Genomic DNA, 20378 nt, shown 5'->3' with positions numbered 1-20378 from the left:
AGTGCGCTCTCTCATATTAATTGGTAAGACCAATTGACAATCTCTTATTTAGGGAGCAGGGCGCCAGATGGCTTATAGTAAGATTACCCAGCCAAAAATTTCCGATGTGATCATGGAGCAATTAGAGCGCATGATCCTCGAAGGCAGTTTGCAGCCGGGTCAGAAACTGCCTCCCGAACGCGAACTTGCGGTGCAATTTGAAGTGTCTCGTCCTTCATTGCGCGAAGCCATTCAAAAGTTAGAAGCCAAAGGGTTGCTGATGCGTCGTCAAGGCGGTGGCACCTACGTAAAAGAACAACTGTGGCAAAGTCTTGCCGATCCTATCGTTGAATTAATGCATAACGACTCAGAAAGTCAGTATGACTTGCTTGAGTTCCGTCACGCCACTGAAGGCATGATGGCGTATTATGCTGCGCTACGTGGCACTGATGCCGATATGCAAAATATTCAAACTAAAATTAGTGACGTAGAGGCGGCAACGGATTTTGAGGCGAAAGCGGCAGCTATTGTGCGCTTTTATCGCGCGGTTGCTGAGGCGTCACACAATGTGGCTATGCTGCATCTAGTATTAAGTTTAACCCCTGTGCTACACAAAAATGTGGCACAAAACCTGGAGCTTTTAAGCATTCGCAAAGAAGCTTCCACCAAGGCAAATGATCACAGACGGGCATTATTGGCTGCGATTATACGCCGGGACCCAGACGCTGCGCGTGAAGCTTCGAACGAGCATTTAAGCTATATCGAAGAAGTCATGTTGTCAGTAAGAGAAGAAGACAGTCGGTTGCAACGTAGTTTGCGCCGTTTAAAGAGCGGCGTGTAGTACTTGTTACTTTGAATGAGAATACACTTTTGCTGTGTCAACAAGCAGCAAAAAGCCGAAATATAATCCGTATATAGAGAAGGACTGCGAGATGTCTGAAGATATGCTTCAAGATTTAGACCCATCAGAAACCCAAGAGTGGGTTGATGCTCTACAAGCTGTGTTAGAGCAAGAAGGGCCTGAACGTGCACACTTTTTACTTGAAAAACTAATCGACAAAGCGCGTCGTAACGGTACTCACTTACCTTACAATGCCACTACTGCATATTTGAATACCATTCCAGCAGGCCAAGAGCCAAACATGCCTGGTAACCAGGAAATGGAGCGTCGTATTCGTGCGATTATCCGTTGGAATGCCTTGGCGATGGTGTTACGTGGTTCTAAGAAAGATTTAGAGCTTGGTGGTCATATTTCAAGTTTCGCGTCTAGCGCAACGATTTACGATGTGTGTTTTAACCACTTCTTCCGTGCGCCAAATGAGCAAGATGGTGGTGACTTAGTTTACTTCCAAGGCCATATCGCACCTGGTATTTATGCGCGTTCGTTCCTTGAAGGTCGTATTACTGAAGATCAAATGGCTAACTTCCGTCAAGAAGTTGATGGTAAAGGGCTATCTTCGTACCCACACCCTAAGTTAATGCCTACTTACTGGCAGTTCCCGACGGTATCGATGGGTCTAGGTCCTATTCAGGCTATTTATCAAGCGCGTTATTTAAAGTATTTAACTGACCGCGGCTTAAAAGATTGTTCTAAGCAAACGGTTTACTGTTTCTTAGGTGACGGTGAGTGTGATGAGCCAGAAGCATTAGGTGCGATTGGTTTGGCTGCACGTGAAGAATTAGACAACTTAGTGTTTATTGTTAACTGTAACTTACAGCGTCTTGATGGCCCTGTGCGTGGTAACGGTAAAATTATCCAAGAACTTGAAGGCGAATTCCGCGGCGCAGGCTGGGAAGTGGTTAAAGTGATTTGGGGACGTTATTGGGATCCATTATTGGCCCGTGACACTAGCGGTAAATTATTACAGTTAATGGAAGAAACCGTAGACGGTGAATACCAAAACTGTAAAGCCAAAGGCGGCGCGTATACGCGTGAGCATTTCTTTGGTAAGTATCCAGAAACGGCGGAAATGGTTGCTAACATGTCAGATGATGACATTTGGCGCTTAAACCGTGGTGGTCACGACCCTGTTAAAGTTTACGCTGCACTAGAACATGCACAGAAAACTAAAGGTCGCCCAACGGTTATTTTAGCTAAAACCGTTAAAGGTTACGGTTTAGGTGATGCTGGCGAAGGTAAAAACATCGCTCACAACGTGAAGAAGATGGGCGCTGAGTCTATCCGTTACTTCCGCGATCGTTTCAATATCCCAATCCCTGACGATAAGTTAGAAGAATTACCTTTTTATCATCCAGGTCCAGACTCTGAAGAAGTGAAATACTTAAAGAGTCGTCGTGAAGCGTTATTAGGTTACTTGCCGCAACGTCGTGAAAAATTCACTGAAGAGTTAGAAATTCCTTCATTGAAAATTTTTGATTCGATTTTAAAAGGCTCTAATGGCCGTGAAATCTCGTCAACGATGGCATTTGTTCGCGTGTTAACAGCGTTGTTAAAAGACAAAGGCATTGGCAAGCGTATTGTGCCAATTATTCCTGACGAAGCGCGTACTTTTGGTATGGAAGGTTTATTCCGTCAAGTGGGTATTTATGCTCACGAAGGCCAAAAATACATTCCACAAGATTCTGATCAAGTGGCGTACTACCGTGAAGATAAAACCGGTCAGGTGTTACAAGAAGGGATTAACGAATTAGGCGCTATGTCATCTTGGGTTTCAGCTGCAACCAGCTACTCAGTGAATGACATGCCAACGATTCCGTTTTATATCTACTACTCAATGTTCGGTTTCCAACGTATTGGCGACATGGCATGGGCTGCTGGCGACATGCGCGCACGTGGTTTCTTGGTCGGTGGTACTTCTGGCCGTACAACATTGAACGGCGAAGGTTTACAGCATCAAGATGGTCACAGCCACGTATTGGCTAACACGATTCCAAACTGTATCTCTTACGACCCAACTTACGGTTATGAAATTGCGGTAGTGGTACAAGACGGTATCCGTCGTATGTATGGCGAAAACCAGGAAGATATCTTCTACTACTTAACCACCATGAACGAAAACTACGTTCAACCTGAAATGCCAGCCGGTGCCGAAGAAGGTATCGTAAAAGGTATTTACAAGCTTGAAACTGTTGCCGGTAGTGGAAAAGGTAAAGTACAGCTCATGGGCTGTGGCACTATTTTAGAAGAAGTGCGTAAAGCGGCTCAAGCCCTTGCGAAAGACTTTGGTGTGAGTTCAGATGTGTTCAGTGTTACCAGCTTTAACGAGCTAACGCGTGATGGCCAAGCGGCTGAGCGTTGGAACATGTTGCACCCAGAAGCAACGCCTAAGCAAGCGTACATTAGCCAGGTATTATCTGCTGATGCACCTGCGATTGTGGCTACTGACTACATGAAGATTTACGGTGAGCAATTACGTGCTTTCGTACCGACTGATTATAAAGTATTGGGTACTGATGGTTTTGGTCGCAGCGACAGCCGCGCAAACTTACGTCATCACTTTGAAGTCGATGCTAAGTTTATTGTTATTGCGGCACTGAAGTCACTTGTTGAGCGTAATGAAATGCCTGTTGATGTGTTAACTAAAACCATCGCTGAATATGGCATTGACGCTGACAAGATCAACCCACAGTTCGCGTAAGGGGATACAAAATGGCTGATTTAAAGGAAGTTTTGGTTCCTAATATCGACACTGACGCAGTACAAGTTATTGAAATTTGTGCCGCAGTGGGTGATTTTCTTGAAAAAGAAGCATCAATCATTACCGTTGAAAGTGATAAAGCGACCATGGACATTCCAGCACCTTTTGCTGGTACGTTAACAGAACTGAAAATCGCAGTAGGCGATACCGTTTCTGAAGGTACGTTAATCGCAATGATGACGGCAGCAAGTGCTGCACCAGCACAGGCCGAAGCGCCAGCACCTAAAGCTGAAGCGCCGGTTGCCCAAGCTGCAGCTCCGGCTCCAGTAGCCCCAGTGGCTGCACCTGCTGGTGGTTCACAAGTGATTGACGTTAAGGTGCCAGATATTGGCGGCGATACTGATGTGTCTGTCATCGAAGTGTTAGTCGCCGTTGGCGATAGCATTGACGTTGATACAGGGTTGATCACCTTAGAAACTGACAAAGCAACCATGGATGTACCATCACCGAAAGCCGGTGTGGTTAAATCTGTGACTGTGGCCGTTGGCGACAAAGTCTCTGAAGGTTCATTGGTTATCACGTTAGAAGTTGCAGGTTCTGCATCTGCAGCCCCAGCGCCACAGGCAACCGCTCCTGTTGCTCAAGCCGCTCAAACTGCTGCGCCAGTGGCACAAGCTGCACCTGCCGCCGTGACAACTCAAGTGCAAGAAATTCATGTACCTGATATTGGCGACGCTAGCGACGTTGATATTATTGAAGTGCTGGTTTCAGTGGGTGATGAAATCACTGCAGATCAAGGGTTAATTACTCTTGAAACTGACAAAGCTACCATGGAAGTGCCAGCACCGTTTGCCGGTAAACTAGTGTCGTTAACGGTTAAAGTGGGCGACAAAGTGTCCCAAGGTAGCTTAATTGCCACTATTGAAACCACAAGCTCAGCACCTGTTGCACAGGCTGCTCCTGCTCAAGCAGAAGCCGCTCCAGCAGCGCCTGCACCTGCAATGGCTGCGAGCCGTCCATCAACTCCGCCAGTGCCGCACCATCCAAGTGCCGGCGTGACAGCATCAACAGGCGTAGTGCATGCATCGCCTGCGGTACGTCGCTTGGCGCGTGAGTTTGGTGTTGATTTAACTAAGGTTACAGGTACTGGTCGTAAAGCACGTATTTTGAAAGAAGACGTACAGGCATTTGTGAAATACGAGTTATCACGTCCTAAAGCAACTGCTGCAACGTCTGTTGCGGGTGGTGCGGGTGGCTTAAACGTGATTGCTGCGCCTAAAGTTGATTTCAGTAAGTTTGGTGAAGTGGAAGAAGTGCCATTAAGCCGTATCCAGAAAATTTCTGGTCCTAACTTACACCGCAACTGGGTGACTATTCCTCACGTGACTCAGTTCGATGAAGCTGACATTAGTGAGATGGAAGCGTTCCGTAAGCAACAGAATGATATTGCTGCCAAGAAAAAGGCAGATTACAAAATCACTCCACTTGTGTTTATGATGAAAGCAGTGGCAAAAACATTGGCTGAATTTCCAGTGTTTAACTCAAGCTTAAGTGCCGATGGTGAGTCGCTTATTCAGAAGAAGTACTTCCACATTGGTGTTGCGGTTGATACACCAAACGGCCTAATGGTTCCGGTTGTACGTGATGTTGATAAGAAAGGCATTATTGAGCTGTCACGTGAGTTAACTGACATTTCTATCCGTGCTCGTGACGGTAAGCTTAAGTCTGCTGACATGCAAGGTAGCTGTTTTACTATTTCAAGCTTAGGTGGCATTGGCGGTACGGCGTTTACGCCGATTGTTAACTATCCTGACGTGGCCATTTTAGGTGTGTCTAAATCTGAAATTAAGCCTAAATGGAACGGTAAAGAGTTTGAGCCTAAATTGATGTTGCCGTTGTCATTGTCATACGACCATCGTGTGATTGATGGCGCCATGGCCGCACGCTTTAGTGTGACCTTGTCAGGCATTTTATCTGACATACGCACCATCATTTTGTAAACAAATCTGGCCGCTCTAATAGAGTGGCCTTTTTTATGTCGATGATTATCACCAATGTTTGATTGTGATTGTCATCAAACAAAGGGTAAAATGCGGTCAGTTATCACAATCTGTCCACATTGATTGTTGAATCGGTTTTGTCCGCCAACATATGCAAAAGAATAGAGGAAAACATGAGTAACGAAATTAAAACTCAGGTAGTTGTATTAGGATCTGGCCCTGCAGGCTATTCAGCAGCATTCCGTGCCGCTGATTTAGGTTTAGATGCCATTATCGTTGAACGTTTTAGCACCCTAGGTGGTGTATGTTTGAACGTAGGTTGTATCCCATCTAAAGCATTGCTACACATTGCTAAAGTGATTGAAGAAGCTAAATCAGCTGCAAGTCACGGTGTGGTATTTGGTGAGCCAACAATCGATTTAGAAAAATTACGTGGCTTTAAAGAAAAAGTGGTTAGTCAGTTAACGGGCGGATTAGGCGGAATGTCTAAAATGCGTAAAGTTAATGTGGTTAACGGCTTTGGTAAGTTCACTGGCCCTAACAGCCTTGAAGTCACCGCTGAAGACGGTACAGTGACCGTTGTTCAGTTTGAACAAGCTATTATTGCTGCCGGTTCTCGTCCAATTAAGTTGCCATTTATTCCGCACGAAGATCCACGTATTTGGGATTCGACTGACGCACTAGAATTGAAAGAAGTGCCTGGTAAGTTATTGGTAATGGGCGGTGGTATCATTGGTCTAGAAATGGGTACAGTGTATTCGTCTCTTGGCAGTGAGATTGACGTGGTTGAAATGTTTGACCAAGTTATTCCAGCAGCTGACAAAGATATCGTTCGTGTATTCACTAAGCAAATCAAGAAGAAGTTTAACCTTATTCTTGAAACGAAAGTGACTGCAGTTGAAGCCAAAGAAGACGGCATCTATGTGACAATGGAAGGCAAGAACGCTCCTGCTGAACCAGTACGTTACGATGCAGTATTAGTAGCGATTGGTCGTTCACCAAACGGTAAGTTAATTTCTGCTGAAAAAGCAGGTGTTAATGTTGATGAGCGTGGCTTTATCAATGTAGACAAGCAATTACGTACTAACGTACCGCACATTTATGCTATCGGCGACATCGTTGGTCAACCAATGTTGGCTCACAAAGGTGTGCATGAAGGCCACGTAGCGGCTGAAGTGATTGCAGGCATGAAGCACTACTTCGATCCAAAAGTAATCCCTTCGATTGCTTATACAGACCCAGAAGTAGCATGGGTTGGTTTAACTGAGAAAGAAGCAAAAGAGCAAGGTATTGCTTACGAAACTGCGACTTTCCCATGGGCAGCAAGTGGCCGCGCAATCGCATCTGATTGTAGCGAAGGTATGACCAAGTTAATTTTCGACAAAGAAACTCACCGTGTTATTGGTGGTGCTATTGTTGGCGTTAATGGTGGTGAATTACTCGGTGAAATTGGCCTAGCTATTGAAATGGGTTGTGATGCTGAAGATTTAGCATTAACGATTCATGCTCACCCAACTTTACATGAATCAGTTGGTTTAGCCGCTGAATTATATGAAGGTTCTATTACTGACTTACCTAACCCTAAAGCGGTTAAGAAGAAGTAATATCGCGTTATCATAAGCGAATTAAGGCACTCCATAAATGGGGTGCTTTTTTTTGATTTTTTTTTAGGTTTTAGACTAGGCTTATCACTGTGAATGACATTATGGACACATATGCCATAGGGTAATCACTCCGATTAAGCGGCATTCATTTTATTGTTAACCCAAGCCTGGTTGGTCTAGGCTTTATCAATGGTATTGCAAATCCCCTAGATGTTACATCGCTGATAAGATGTTACATCGCTGATGAGATGTCATTGTTAGCTGTATAAGCTTGATGTGATAAAGGCAAGCTAATCATATCCATTTGCACCCTGGGAAGTGTTTAGTACAGTGATAACCCAATGAATATAACTGGTTACTTAAATACCGTACGTAACACTAATATCTATAAGGTTTTTTCTATATCAGCGACAAGTCAGTGAGATAGGTATTTAAGCAATTTAACAGGTGACTTTGCTAAGCTATTAATGATAAAACATTAATAAGATAGGAATAAAAATAATATTATTGCATGATTTATTATTCGCTCTCGCTGGATTATGTTTCTCAGTGAGTGTGGGTATATTTTTAGGGCGTTAATGCCTGTGGTTATCATTTAAGGTAAGACGGAACTTATGATCAGAGCGGTCACTTATTATTTAAGTTGTTTGACGCTACTTCTTTTAGCGCTTGTGCCAGCGCACGGAGCTGACATTGTTCAGCGGGTATTTAACGCTAAAGATGGCTTAGCTAACGCCAGAATTCAAGATATTAGTTTTGATAGTTATGGATATGTGTGGCTTGCGACTCAAGAAGGGCTTTACCGGGTTAGCAACAGTAAAGTGAGACGTATTGATAAGGTTGGTTTTGACTCGGTATTAGACGATGAACTGATCACCTCAGTGATAAACTCTGGCACTGACCACTTATTAATTGGCACCCAATCTTCGCTGTATTTATACAGTATTCTCGACAATCAATTTAGTTTGCTGCTTAGGCCCAAAGACGATGATATTGCCAATATCAATAAAAGTCTACGAGTGGTGGCCTACCAACGTCAATTAGATAATAAGTTGTTACTGCTCGGCTTTTCTGGCCAGGTTTATTATTTTGATGATGACACACAATTGTTAACGTTATCTACAAAGCATAATCTAAACCGTGATTTAGTCTGGCTAAATGCCTTGCAACTGCATGACGGTCAGTATCTGTTTTCCACCAAGGATCAACTGCAGATTCATCAAGCCGATGGCAGCTTTATAGGGCAATTTCCATGGACCGATAAAAACGGTTCAATAAGAAAAATATTTCAAGACAAGCAACAGCGTGTTTGGTTGCTCACATCTAAAGGTTTGTATCAGGTCTTTACGCAATCATTAACAGTAAAAGCCATCAAAAAAATCCCTTATTACGTTGACCAAATGGCTGAGGATCTTAATGGTGATTTGTGGATTTCGAGTCGAAGTGGGTTAATTTTTTGGGAACAACAAAGTAATGAGTTAACCCTCTATCGGGATGAGCTAAAACAACTGGCTAACATTGACTATATTCACGACCTTGCAGTCGATAGCGACGGATTAATATGGGTTGGCGGTTCTGGTGATGGTTTGGCTGTTATTGCGGGTAAACCATCATTTTTAATTGAACGATACTCCAAAAAAGCGCCTTATAAGCTTCGTAATGAAATGACATGGTCTATTTATGTTGAAGGCGAAAAAATATGGCTTGGTGCCGATGGTAGTTTATCTGTTATCGAGGACAACCAGACGTCGACAACGGTTATTCCGCCAGGTTTGAAAATAAGTGACAGCATATATGCAATAGCATCGTTAGATAAAGACCATATCGTATTAGGCACGACCACGGGCCTTTATGTAGTAAATAAGAACACCAATGAAAGCAGTAATTTTGCCACTTGGAGTGGGGGAGTAAAGTCTTTAGACGATAACTTGGTGTTTAGTATTTATAATGATGCTCTCATTCCCGAGCGAGTTTGGTTCGGTACAGGTAAAGGCTTGTATTATTGGCAAGATGGCAATGATGATTTAGTGCTAGAGCCATTGAGTGACGGCGAAAAATCGCTGACAAAAACGTCATTCCGTAGCTTTTTACGTGACAGTGAAGATCGATTATGGATTAGCGGTGGTCAGCATTTTGGTTATGTTGATGTCGCTGGTGACTACCATTCTAAAATGGATCTATTTAGCGATTTTGTGCATGCACCAATGGTGAATTCTTTATTGCAAGTCTCACCCGACATACTGTGGTTGGGATCGTCGCAACAAGGCATTATTGAGTTCAATACTCGCACTAACGCGATTAAGTCACTTGATCAACAATGGAAAATTGATTGTAAAGTGGTGTATTTTTTACAGCAGTCCGCAACGGATAATATTGTAGGTTGTGCGAGCGCGCTGATTAAAATCAATAGAGAAACCGGAAAAGTGAGTTCGTTTAGCCACAAAGATGGTTTTATTTCTGATGAGTTTAATGAAGCAGCCAAGTTTTACGATCCTAGCAAAGGTTTTTTTATCGGCACCCCCGACGGTGCCATGTTGATTGATTTAGATACGTTAACGCCTCGCACAATTAACGATAAAGTCATCCTCGAATCAGTATCAGTGTATTACGATGACAATACCGCAGTGTATTTAATCCCTAGTCAGTTACGTCAAGTCGACCCTGGCGCTAGTTTAATTAGTTTTCATATCTCTATTTCGGATTATTTAGACGATACCCCAATGACATTACAGTATCGATTAGTCAAAGAGGGGGCTGAAGCGGGCAATTATGTATTGCTAGAAGGCCAATCACAAATCAACGTGACCGGTTTGAGTGCGGGCGATTACACCTTAGAACTTTTATACAAACGCAACGGTGTATGGTCAAGTGAACCTTTTCAGTATGTTTTTTCGGTAAAACAGTTTTGGTGGAAGTCTCAACAATTTAAAGGTGCGCTACTATTTGCCGCATTATTGCTAGCCGTGATGTTGTTACTCATTAGGCAACGACAAGTTAACCGTTTTAAGCAAATCAATGCTGCATTAGTGCAAAGTGACGAGCGTTTACAACAAGCCTTAAAAGGCAGTGATTCTGATCTGTGGGAGTGGCATAGCAATACCCAAATATTGTCACTCGATAATCGTGGCGGTGTCCTGGGTCCGATGCAGTTTTTAAAAATTCAGTTGCAAGATATTCCAGTGCATCACGACGACATGACTCACCTCAAAGAGGCCTGGAGTGATTTAGTCACAGGTAAAACCGACATGCTCGATGTCGAATATCGCTATCAACACTCACAGGATAAACAATGGCACTGGTTACGCATTAAAGGTCGGTCACTCGAGGTTTCCTCTAATGGGCAACAGTTAATCCATGCAGCAGGTATGTACACAGACATTACCCAGCAGAAAATGCTTGAAAGTGAAGCGAATTTACTCGCTCAAGCATTTGAAAATACATCTGAGGGTATGTTGATTTTAGATGTTAATAAAGACATTAAAATCAGTAATGCGGCGGCAAACTTAATTTTGGCGGCGCATAAACGAGATTTAGCCGGTAAACCCTTTGTTGATTTGGTCGCAACAACCGTTGAACCTTTTGACATGGAAGATGTGTTTGATAAAGAACGTTTCTGGACCGGTGAAAGTGAGTTTTACTGTATTGACGGTAGCCGCTGTCCGGTGTGGATGAATGTATCCACCATGACCAATGCTCAATCATTACATTATGTGGTGGTGTTTTCTGATATTACAGAGCGTAAACACAATGAGCAGCATCTTCGTCGTTTAGCAAATAATGACATGCTCACCGGGCTTGCTAATCGGTCGATGTTCTCTCGTCGCCTAGGGCAAGTGATTGACACCGCAAAACAGCATAGCGAAACACTGGCATTATTGTTTTTAGATCTCGACCGCTTCAAACATGTGAATGACTCCTATGGCCATAGTATGGGCGATGCGTTACTGGTAGAGGCGGCTAACCGGTTGCAAGGGTGTTTATCTGAAGAGCATTTGTTGTGCCGTTTTGGTGGCGATGAGTTTGTCATTTTACTGCGTGATGCTAAAGATATCGACACCATAAACCACATTGCTAAACAGCTACTACAGCAAATAGAAATGCCGTTTAAACTCTATGGCCGAGAGTTTTTTATCTCGACCAGTATTGGCATTAGTATTTGGTCTGGTGATGATCAAACACCCGAAACGCTGATAAAAAATGCTGATTTGGCGATGTATCACGCCAAAGATGAAGGACGCGGTAATTTCCAATATTACTCGGCTGAGCGAAATGCAGAAGCGCTGTATCATCTGCGTTTAGAAGCCGATTTACACAAGGCCATTGCGTGTAACGAGTTTGAGATCCACTACCAACCACAAGTTAATGTTGAGCAGAACCGTCTTGCTGGGGTAGAGGCGTTAATTCGTTGGCATCACCCAGTAGATGGTTTGGTGCGCCCAGATGTGTTTATCGGCATTGCTGAGTCGTGTGGGTTAATCGTTGAAATTGACCGCTGGGTATTAACTCAAGCCTGTATTGATGGCGCACGCTGGTGTCGTGATGTGCAGCAAGATTTGCTGGTGTCGGTTAACGTGTCTGCCATGCATTTTAGACAACCTGATTTTATTGATTTTTTAACCGCAACACTCCATCAAACGGGTATGCCAGCCAAATGCTTGTCAGTCGAAATTACTGAAGGGGTGTTAATGAAAGAAATCGACATAGCCACCCAGCACTTATTGGCATTAAAACAACTCGGTATCGATGTTGCCATTGACGATTTTGGTACAGGTTATTCGTCTTTGGCATATTTACGCTCATTTAAAGTCAACACACTTAAAATTGATCGCTCATTTTTAATCCACATAGACCACAATCAGGCCGACCAAGCGATTGTGAGCAGTATCATTGAATTGGCTCGCAACTTATCGTTAGAGGTTATTGCAGAAGGTGTTGAAACGCCTGAGCAACTCGCTCAAGTCGTTCAACGTGGCTGCCATATTATTCAGGGGTATTACTTTGCGAAACCTATGCCCAAAGCCGAACTTGAACAACATATGAAGCAATATCAATAGCCATTGAATGATGCCTATTTCAATAAGTCATATTAATGACTTAGCCAGAGTCAATTAGTTTGGGTATTGGTTAAATGTTGTTAGAATGCGTTGTTTTTACTTAATTGCGGAATGATTTATGCAAACAATTTTGCGCCTTAATCAGCTAAGCTGGTTTTTGCTGAGTGTCCTCTGCTTTAGTGTGGTGTTACAACCCGCAATCGCAGCACCTAAAACAGCAAAAGAAAGACCCACTATTGGCCTCGTGCTCAGTGGTGGTGGCGCAAAAGGAACCGCGCATATTGGTGTGTTAAAGGTGCTTGAAAAGCACCGTATCCCTGTCGACTACATTGCTGGAACCAGTATTGGTGCCTATGTTGCTGGCATGTATGCATTAGGCTATAGCGCAGATCAAATAGAAAAAATCATGCTTAACGGCGAATGGTCAAAAGGCTATTCTGACACCATTCCTCGAGAGAGTTTAAGCTACCGCGATAAGCAACAACGCGACCAATTCAATATTCCATTAACGGTGGGTTATAACGACAACAGCTTAACCTCGCCAAGCGGCTTATTGCGTGGCCAAAGCATGTCGTTATTGTTAAGGCATTCAACTGATTTAGTCGAACAATTTGGTGACTTTGACGATCTCGCCATTCCCTACCGTGCAGTGGCAACCGACTTAGCCACAAGCGAGGCGGTAGTGTTATCCAGTGGCAGTGTGGTGCAAGCGATGCAAGCCTCGGCAACCGTACCAGGCGCGCTTCAACCGGCCATTATTGATGGTCGTTTATTGGTTGATGGTGGCATCGCAAACAACATGCCGGTTGATGTGGTCAAAGCCATGGGCGCTGATATTGTCATTGCTGTTGATATTGGTTCACCCTTAGTTGGCCAAGATAGATTAGACAGTACCGTTGCGGTTTTAGAACAACTCTCGACCATTTTGACTCAAGCCAGCACAGCCCGCCAAAAAACCTTATTAACAGAGCGTGATATTTTAATTCGTCCAGCTATTGATGTATTAAGCACCACTGATTTTTCAATTATGCCATTAGCATTAAAATTGGGCGAAGATGCTGCCAATATTCAACTTGAAAAACTCAAGACGCTGGGCATAAAAGAACCCGCATATTTAGCTTATCAAGCCAATAAACAGCAACAAAGTTTATTGTGGCGTGACCCGCTTAAAAAGCCGATTTATAAAATTGCTTTTGATAACCAATCTAAAGTCAGTGAAAAACTATTGCGTGAGCGTCTAGACATTAAAAAAGGCGATGTACTGACCAAAGATGATTTAACTGCCGCCCTAAATCGAGTCTATGCCTTAAATAAATTTGAACGTGTTGATGCAGAATTTGAAGACGTTGAAAAAGGCCGGATTATCACCATTACTACTCGCGCCAAGTCGTGGGGGCCTAATTATTTTCAAGCCGGTTTTAACTGGGAAGATGACTTTAGTTTAGATTCCGCCATTACTCTGAGTTTAGCTTACACCATGACCGATTTAACCCAAATGGGTGGCGAATGGCGTAATGAAATTGAGCTAGGTTATCGCAAGCTTGTAGCGACGGAGTTTTATCAACCTCTGGATCGTGACCAAACATTTTATAGCCTGTCACGCTTACAATATCAAATGCGTGACTGGGACTTAGTGGATCAAGACAGCAGCTATTTATTACTGGAAAATAACGTGGCTCAATTAGAGCTGGGTCTTGGTTATAATTATGATTCTGATGGCGTGATAGAGTTAGGTTTTGTCGGTGAAAATGGTCAGGTAAAAAGTGAAGTTGGCGTGCAAAACTCAATCAATTACCATTCAACCGGTGCCTACTTAAAAGTCACTTATGATACGTTAAACAGTATTAGTTTCCCTACAGATGGTAATCGCTTTACCTTTACCAGTTACCTAAGGGATGAGTCGTATAGTGGCGCTACAAGTTCAGATAATACTTTTAGTGACGATTTGGCCTGGCAATTTGAAGCCGACTGGAAAGGCGCGTTAAAGCTAGGTAATCATGCCATTGTGGGTAAAATTGAGCTGGCAACCACCCAAAATGACGGTAACTTCACTCTACACGTTGCTGAACTCGGTGGTTTTTTAAATTTATCAGGTTACCGTAAAGACACGCTGGTGGGCGCGCATAAAATATTCAGTGCCGTTATTTATCAATATGACCTAGGCCGTGATGTACTGATTACCGATTTACCTTTGTATTTAGGTGCCAGTTTAGAAGGCGGTAATGTGTGGTTTGAACGCAGTGAAATGAATATAAACGATCTTATTTATGCCAGCAGTCTGTATTTAGGAACGGATACTGATTGGGGCCCGGCAGCACTTGGTTTAGGGATGTCAGACCGAGGTGATACCGCATTTTATCTGTTTTTAGGTAAAAACTTTTAAGTTGTCTATCTAAGCCAAAAGCCTAGAGGCTTACAAGCTAAAAAGCCTAGTGGCTAGAGCGCTTCGCTGCTAGAGACTATAAAATCTTAGCAGCGAAGTTGTTCCTAGCAGGACTAAGTCCGCCCTAGAAGCGAAGCGCACTATCCGCGAAGCGGCCTAGGCCCCTAGCAGTGCGGGTAATAATCCTGCGTGAGCTAGCTTATGATGGGCAATTACCCATTTTGCTTGGTTAATCGTATGTGGCGCCGGAATAGCAACGGTTTGCATCGTTGCTGCTCGGGCTGCAATTAAGCCATTAAACGAGTCTTCAATGGCAATGCATTGGCTTGGCGCAATACCGAGCGCGTTTGCACAATTTAAATACACTTCAGGATGCGGCTTACCGTAAGCTAAATTTTCAGCAGATTCGAGAGCTTCAAAATAATGGCCAATGGCGAGCTTATCGAGCACGGCATGAATAATTCGCGATGACGACGATGTTGCTAAACCGATTTTAAGGCCAAGTCGTTTGCACGCTTCGAGTGACTCAATCACGCCTTGCATTGGTTTGCCTGTGGTATTGATCTGCGCAATGACTTCATTAACAATTTTATTTGCTGCGGCAGTATTATCATAATTTGGCCATAGATAACGCTGGTACCAATAACTTACAACCTGGTCAATCCGCAGTCCTGTGGTTTGCTCAACCTCTTCAAGGGTCAAGTTAAGTCCAAAGCTGTTTAATACCGTTTGTTCGGCTAACTGCCAAGCGGGTTCAGAATCGATTAAAATTCCATCCATATCAAAAATAACCGCTTTTATTTGGGTAGACACTGCATTGACTCCTTAAAGGTATTCACTTTGCGGCTAATTATCGCGATGTTAGTGTTTAGGTACAATCAAAAATGATTTTTTAAAAAATATTTCATCATAAGAAGTCGATATTTTTTTGCTCACAGTTTAATCGGGTGGTGTGGCATAACATGATGTATTAAAATGTTTTTTAGCTCGTTTCAAACTATTGTCTAATTTAAATTTATTCACGAAGCGATTAAATTGATTGTTAGCTAGATAAATCGAGTTGATTTCATGCCTCTAACAGTGTGAGCTGATTCATACTTTTATAAAGCTGTAGTATACTGAATGTCGGATTTCAAGCCCGAACCTGTGGAATTATCAGCGTAACAGTGTGTGCGTTGAGTTTCGCCGTCAGGCGTCAAACAAAGAGGAATGTTGCCGTGCTAGAAGCATATCGTAAACACGTCGCAGAGCGTGCTGCAGAGGGTGTAGTCCCTAAGCCATTAGATGCACAACAAGTGGCTGAATTAGTAAAATTAGTTGAGACTCCACCTGCGGGTGAAGAGGCGTTAATCCTCGACTTATTAGAAAACCGTATTCCACCAGGTGTTGATGAAGCTGCCTACGTGAAAGCGGCATTCTTAGATGCAGTGGCCAAAGGCACTGTAAAATCACCTATATTATCAGCTGAACGTGCCGTTGAATTACTCGGTACTATGCAGGGCGGTTATAACATCGAGCCGTTAATTGCTCAGTTAGACAACCCAGCATTAGCAGCCTTATCAGTAAAAGCATTATCAAACACGTTGTTGATGTTTGATTCTTACCACGATGTGGTAGAGAAAATGCAAGCTGGCAATGAGTCGGCTAAACAAGTTGTTGAAGCTTGGGCAAATGCAGATTGGTTCTTAAACCGTCCAAAGCTTGCTGACAAAGTGACGTTAACGGTATTTAAAGTGGCTGGCGAAACCAACACTGATGACCTGTCACCTGCACCAGATGCATGGTCTCGTCCAGATATCCCATTGCATGCACTTGCTATGCTGAAAAACGCCCGTGACGGTATCGTACCTGACGTGTCTGGCGAAGTGGGTCCAATTAAAGAAATCGAAGCGCTTAAAACTAAAGGTCATCCATTAGTTTACGTGGGCGACGTTGTTGGTACCGGTTCTTCACGTAAATCAGCAACTAACTCAGTATTGTGGTTCATGGGCGATGATATCCCTAATGTGCCTAACAAGCGTGCGGGTGGTTTCTGTTTAGGTAATAAAATTGCACCGATTTTCTTCAACACCATGGAAGATGCCGGTGCATTACCGATTGAGCTAAACGTTGATAAAATGGAAATGGGCGATGTCATTGACATTTATCCATACACTGGCGAAGTTAAGCGTGGCGGTACTGACGAAGTTATCTCTACGTTCGAACTAAAAACTGACGTATTGTTAGACGAAGTTCGTGCTGGTGGTCGTATTCCATTGATCATCGGTCGTGGCTTAACTGACCGTGCACGTGAAACCTTAGGGTTACCAGCGTCAGATGTATTCGTACGTCCACAAGATGTTGTTGTGACTAACAAGGGCTTTACCCTTGCGCAGAAAATGGTGGGTAAAGCATGTGGCGTGAAAGGTATTCGCCCAGGGCAATACTGCGAACCTAAGATGACCTCAGTGGGCTCGCAAGATACTACCGGTCCAATGACACGTGATGAGTTAAAAGACTTAGCCTGTTTAGGGTTTAGTGCTGATTTAACCATGCAGTCATTCTGTCACACAGCGGCTTATCCAAAGCCAGTTGACGTTGACACGCACCACACATTACCAGACTTCATCATGAACCGTGGCGGCGTAGCATTACGTCCAGGTGATGGTGTTATTCACTCTTGGTTAAACCGTATGCTACTACCTGATACCGTAGGTACTGGTGGTGACTCGCATACTCGTTTCCCAATTGGTATTTCGTTCCCAGCGGGTTCTGGCCTAGTGGCATTTGCTGCAGCAACAGGTGTAATGCCTCTTGATATGCCAGAGTCAATTTTGGTTCGCTTTAAAGGCACCATGCAGCCAGGTATCACCTTGCGTGATCTTGTACATGCCATTCCGCTTAAAGCTATCGAACTTGGCTTATTGACCGTTGAGAAAAAAGGCAAAATCAATGCTTTCTCTGGTCGCGTATTAGAAATCGAAGGTCTTGAAAAACTTAAAGTTGAGCAAGCATTCGAACTGTCTGACGCATCAGCAGAACGTAGCGCAGCTGGCTGTACTATTAAGCTAGACAAAGAGCCAATCATTGAATACTTAAACTCTAACATCGTGATGTTAAAGTGGATGATCAGTGAAGGTTATGGCGATCGTCGTACGATTGAACGTCGTATTACCGCTATGCAAGAGTGGATTGCTAACCCTGAGTTGATGGAAGCCGATAAAGATGCAGAATATGCTGAAATTATCGAAATTGACTTAAATGACATCAAAGAGCCAATCCTTTGTGCACCAAACGATCCTGATGATGCCGTACTGTTATCAAGCGTTGCTCAAACTAAGATTGACGAAGTGTTCGTGGGTTCTTGTATGACAAACATCGGTCACTTCCGTGCCACCGGTAAGATGTTAGACAAGTTTGCTAAAACACTGCCAACACGCTTATGGATTGCGCCACCGACTAAGATGGACCGCGACCAGTTAACGGAAGAAGGTTACTATTCAATCTTCGGCCGTGTCGGTGCTCGCATCGAGATCCCTGGTTGTTCTCTATGTATGGGTAACCAAGCACGTGTTGCTGAAGGTGCTACGGTTGTTTCTACTTCAACACGTAACTTCCCTAACCGTTTAGGTACTGGCGCAAACGTCTACTTAGCATCAGCTGAGCTAGCCGCGGTAGCAGCCTTGTTAGGTCGATTACCTTCAGTTGAAGAGTATCAAAACTACGCTAAAGAGTTAGATGCAACTGCAGCTGACACTTACCGTTACTTGAACTTCGATCAAATCGACTCTTACACTAAGAAAGCCGACAGCGTGATTTTCCAAACCGCGCTATAAGCTTGAACTAGTTAATCGTTGAATTAAAAATGCCAGCAGAAATGCTGGCATTTTTGTTGGCGTAAAATCATGGTGTGGGTAACTTATTTTTAGACAAAAGTGTATTAAGATATGGCCTGCGGCCACTAACGTCGTGGCGCTTCGCCCACACCAGCTTTTAACTTAGTTTATAACCATCTTCGGCCTTATTCGAAAATGCTAACGCTTCCGATGGTACATCCTGTACCGCGAAAGCTAGCGGGCCATCCATGGCCAGCTCACGCTATTTTCTTCAATGGCCTCAAGTCCAGAGTTGAATTTAGGCTTTTGCAAGTGAAGCTCACTCGTTTGTGGACAGTAGTGTGAAAGTGCTTGTCGCTCTATAAAAGTTTACCTGACCTCACTAAATATACTTGCATCTCAACAACCATAAAAGATGACAATTAATGCCGACAATATCGCTTCACTACCTTAAGCATATCTATTTGCTTTTCAATATCATTTTTTCTTCTTGGGGCAGAGATAAAGCTAATAAACTGTTCTAACACTTCAAATTTAAAAGGGTTTGAAAGGAAAAATTTGAAACAATTTTCATACATCTGCATTATTTCGAAACACTTTAAGTCAAGGTTCAAATTGGAGGTGCCAGAATGGGATATTTTATTTCTTGCTTCTCTGGATGATTCAACTCTTTCAGAAACTAAATCATATTCTGAGTAAAATGAAGATATTTTTCTCATAAGTTCCTTTGTTGTGTCTGATTTAAGTAATAATTCAAATGCTGTCCATAATTTAACAAATCGAAACTCCATGTTTCCAGCATCAAGAGCTTCGATGTATGCAATTAAACAATTACGCAAATGTGGCTTGATATTACTTTTTGAATATATCTTTAACTTCTTATCTAATAAATAATCCACCTCATTATGATTGGCTACTGAAAGTGTGTTAGGCACATAAGCTATTTCGTACCAAAATGCAGAATCCTCACATGGCTTACCTTCATATGTATGTAAGGTATGAAACTCTCCTGTTTTAATCCTACTATGTGAAGGATATCTCGAGCCCTTGGCTTGAGGCAATATGTCGATATTTTTTTGAATAATCGAATGTATGAAAGCTCGATGCACAGCCAATGCATTAAGCGCTTTGTATACTGCCATTTGACTATTTGGAGCTTCTAAAGTAATAACAACAAAAAGATAATCATGAAGTTCATTAGGTGAAAAATTATCTTCAACTTGAGCGAAAATAGCACGCCTTTGTTGTTTTAATTGATTAGGTAGTTCTTGATAAAAATTTAAAGTACAGTCATCGATTTTTCTACGTTTTAATATTTTCTTATTCGACAAGTTAATAGTTGTTATTAATTTGTATTTCTGTTGATGTCGTTTAGCTTTAGAACATAAAACTTGATAACCTCGTAATACTAGATCTCTAAACTCTCCCGTTGTTGAATTTGGCTTTTCCTTTAATACATCGCAGATAGATTTACGTAAAAGGTCATGACCCAATTCTACATTCAAAGGATTCTTGTCTGAAATCCTAGATAGCAAGCTATCAATTAAAAAATCCGCCTCAAGAGACCAACTTTGAGTACCAGAATTACTAATTTTTATTTCATTTCGTAACGCATCAAACGTAGCATTAGTTCTATCTATTAGTTTATGAGTCATATCTATTTGCCTGAAAAGTCCTTGATGATGCATTTTATTACAACGAATCCATCGTTATACATTTTATATACTACCACCAATATATTTTGACAGCTCTTAACAAATACACCATGTACTATTCATTGGTACCAGTGAAGTGTGCAATATAAATTGAACTCTGAACTTGAGGACGTTGAAGAAAATGACGTGAGCTAGCCATGGCCTTTCTCGCACATCCATGTGCTTAAAGGCATTCAGGCATCCTGCCTATCAGAGCCAGCTAGCTTTAGAGGGGAAGGGACGCCCCATC

The 20378-nt window shown here is 42.9% G+C and carries 9 protein-coding genes; 7 read left to right on the top strand and 2 right to left on the bottom strand.

Going from position 1 to position 20378, the window contains the following annotated elements; translation table 11 throughout:
* Positions 1-67: 67 nt before the first annotated feature.
* The 6 genes from pdhR to AC19MV_RS15295 all read left to right on the top strand — a co-directional run bounded on the left by pdhR (position 68) and on the right by AC19MV_RS15295 (position 14619).
* Complete coding sequence (gene pdhR / locus AC19MV_RS15320) at positions 68-820, top strand: pyruvate dehydrogenase complex transcriptional repressor PdhR (protein WP_160053562.1); 753 nt, start codon at positions 68-70, stop codon at positions 818-820.
* Positions 821-911: 91 nt separating this feature from the next.
* Positions 912-3578 (top strand): pyruvate dehydrogenase (acetyl-transferring), homodimeric type, encoded by a 2667-nt coding sequence (gene aceE / locus AC19MV_RS15315; protein ID WP_432400791.1) that lies wholly within the window; start codon positions 912-914, stop codon positions 3576-3578.
* A gap of 11 nt (positions 3579-3589) precedes the next feature.
* Complete coding sequence (gene aceF / locus AC19MV_RS15310) at positions 3590-5578, top strand: dihydrolipoyllysine-residue acetyltransferase (protein WP_498308656.1); 1989 nt, start codon at positions 3590-3592, stop codon at positions 5576-5578.
* A 173-nt stretch (positions 5579-5751) separates the two neighbouring features.
* Complete coding sequence (gene lpdA, locus AC19MV_RS15305) at positions 5752-7182, top strand: dihydrolipoyl dehydrogenase (RefSeq protein ID WP_498308655.1); 1431 nt, start codon at positions 5752-5754, stop codon at positions 7180-7182.
* 614 nt (positions 7183-7796) lie between these two features.
* Positions 7797-12236 carry an EAL domain-containing protein gene (locus AC19MV_RS15300; RefSeq protein WP_498308653.1) on the top strand — a complete coding sequence of 1480 codons (4440 nt, stop codon included), beginning with the start codon at positions 7797-7799 and terminating at the stop codon, positions 12234-12236.
* 118 nt (positions 12237-12354) lie between these two features.
* A complete protein-coding gene (locus AC19MV_RS15295) occupies positions 12355-14619 on the top strand; it encodes a patatin-like phospholipase family protein (protein ID WP_498308652.1) in 2265 nt (754 codons plus the stop codon).
* A gap of 156 nt (positions 14620-14775) precedes the next feature.
* Here AC19MV_RS15295 and hxpB read toward each other — a convergent pair whose 3' ends face one another.
* Entirely contained in the window at positions 14776-15432 is a 657-nt protein-coding gene (gene hxpB / locus AC19MV_RS15290; RefSeq protein WP_498308650.1) for a hexitol phosphatase HxpB, read from the bottom strand.
* A 404-nt stretch (positions 15433-15836) separates the two neighbouring features.
* Between hxpB and acnB the strand changes: the two genes are divergently transcribed.
* Positions 15837-18434, top strand: a complete 2598-nt coding sequence (gene acnB / locus AC19MV_RS15285) for a bifunctional aconitate hydratase 2/2-methylisocitrate dehydratase (RefSeq protein ID WP_432400803.1) — start codon at positions 15837-15839, stop codon at positions 18432-18434.
* Positions 18435-18856: 422 nt separating this feature from the next.
* On the opposite strand, the gene AC19MV_RS15280 is transcribed toward acnB, so the two are convergent.
* Positions 18857-20089, bottom strand: coding sequence for a hypothetical protein (locus AC19MV_RS15280; protein ID WP_498308648.1), 1233 nt, complete (start codon positions 20087-20089; stop codon positions 18857-18859).
* Between the last annotated feature and the right edge of the window lie 289 nt (positions 20090-20378).

Source organism: Shewanella sp. MF05913, from assembly GCF_059758095.1.
Note: the sequence above shows the minus strand (reverse complement) of the source record. Positions and strands in the feature narration are given on the sequence as shown.

Bases quoted from the DNA above. Each gene is read 5' to 3' on its own strand.
- aceE (WP_432400791.1), top strand. From the start codon at position 912: ATGTCTGAAGATATGCTTCAAGATTTAGACCCATCAGAAACCCAAGAG.
- pdhR (WP_160053562.1), top strand. From the start codon at position 68: ATGGCTTATAGTAAGATTACCCAGCCAAAAATTTCCGATGTGATCATG.
- aceF (WP_498308656.1), top strand. From the start codon at position 3,590: ATGGCTGATTTAAAGGAAGTTTTGGTTCCTAATATCGACACTGACGCA.
- AC19MV_RS15295 (WP_498308652.1), top strand. From the start codon at position 12,355: ATGCAAACAATTTTGCGCCTTAATCAGCTAAGCTGGTTTTTGCTGAGT.
- AC19MV_RS15280 (WP_498308648.1), bottom strand. From the start codon at position 20,089: ATGACTCATAAACTAATAGATAGAACTAATGCTACGTTTGATGCGTTA.
- lpdA (WP_498308655.1), top strand. From the start codon at position 5,752: ATGAGTAACGAAATTAAAACTCAGGTAGTTGTATTAGGATCTGGCCCT.
- AC19MV_RS15300 (WP_498308653.1), top strand. From the start codon at position 7,797: ATGATCAGAGCGGTCACTTATTATTTAAGTTGTTTGACGCTACTTCTT.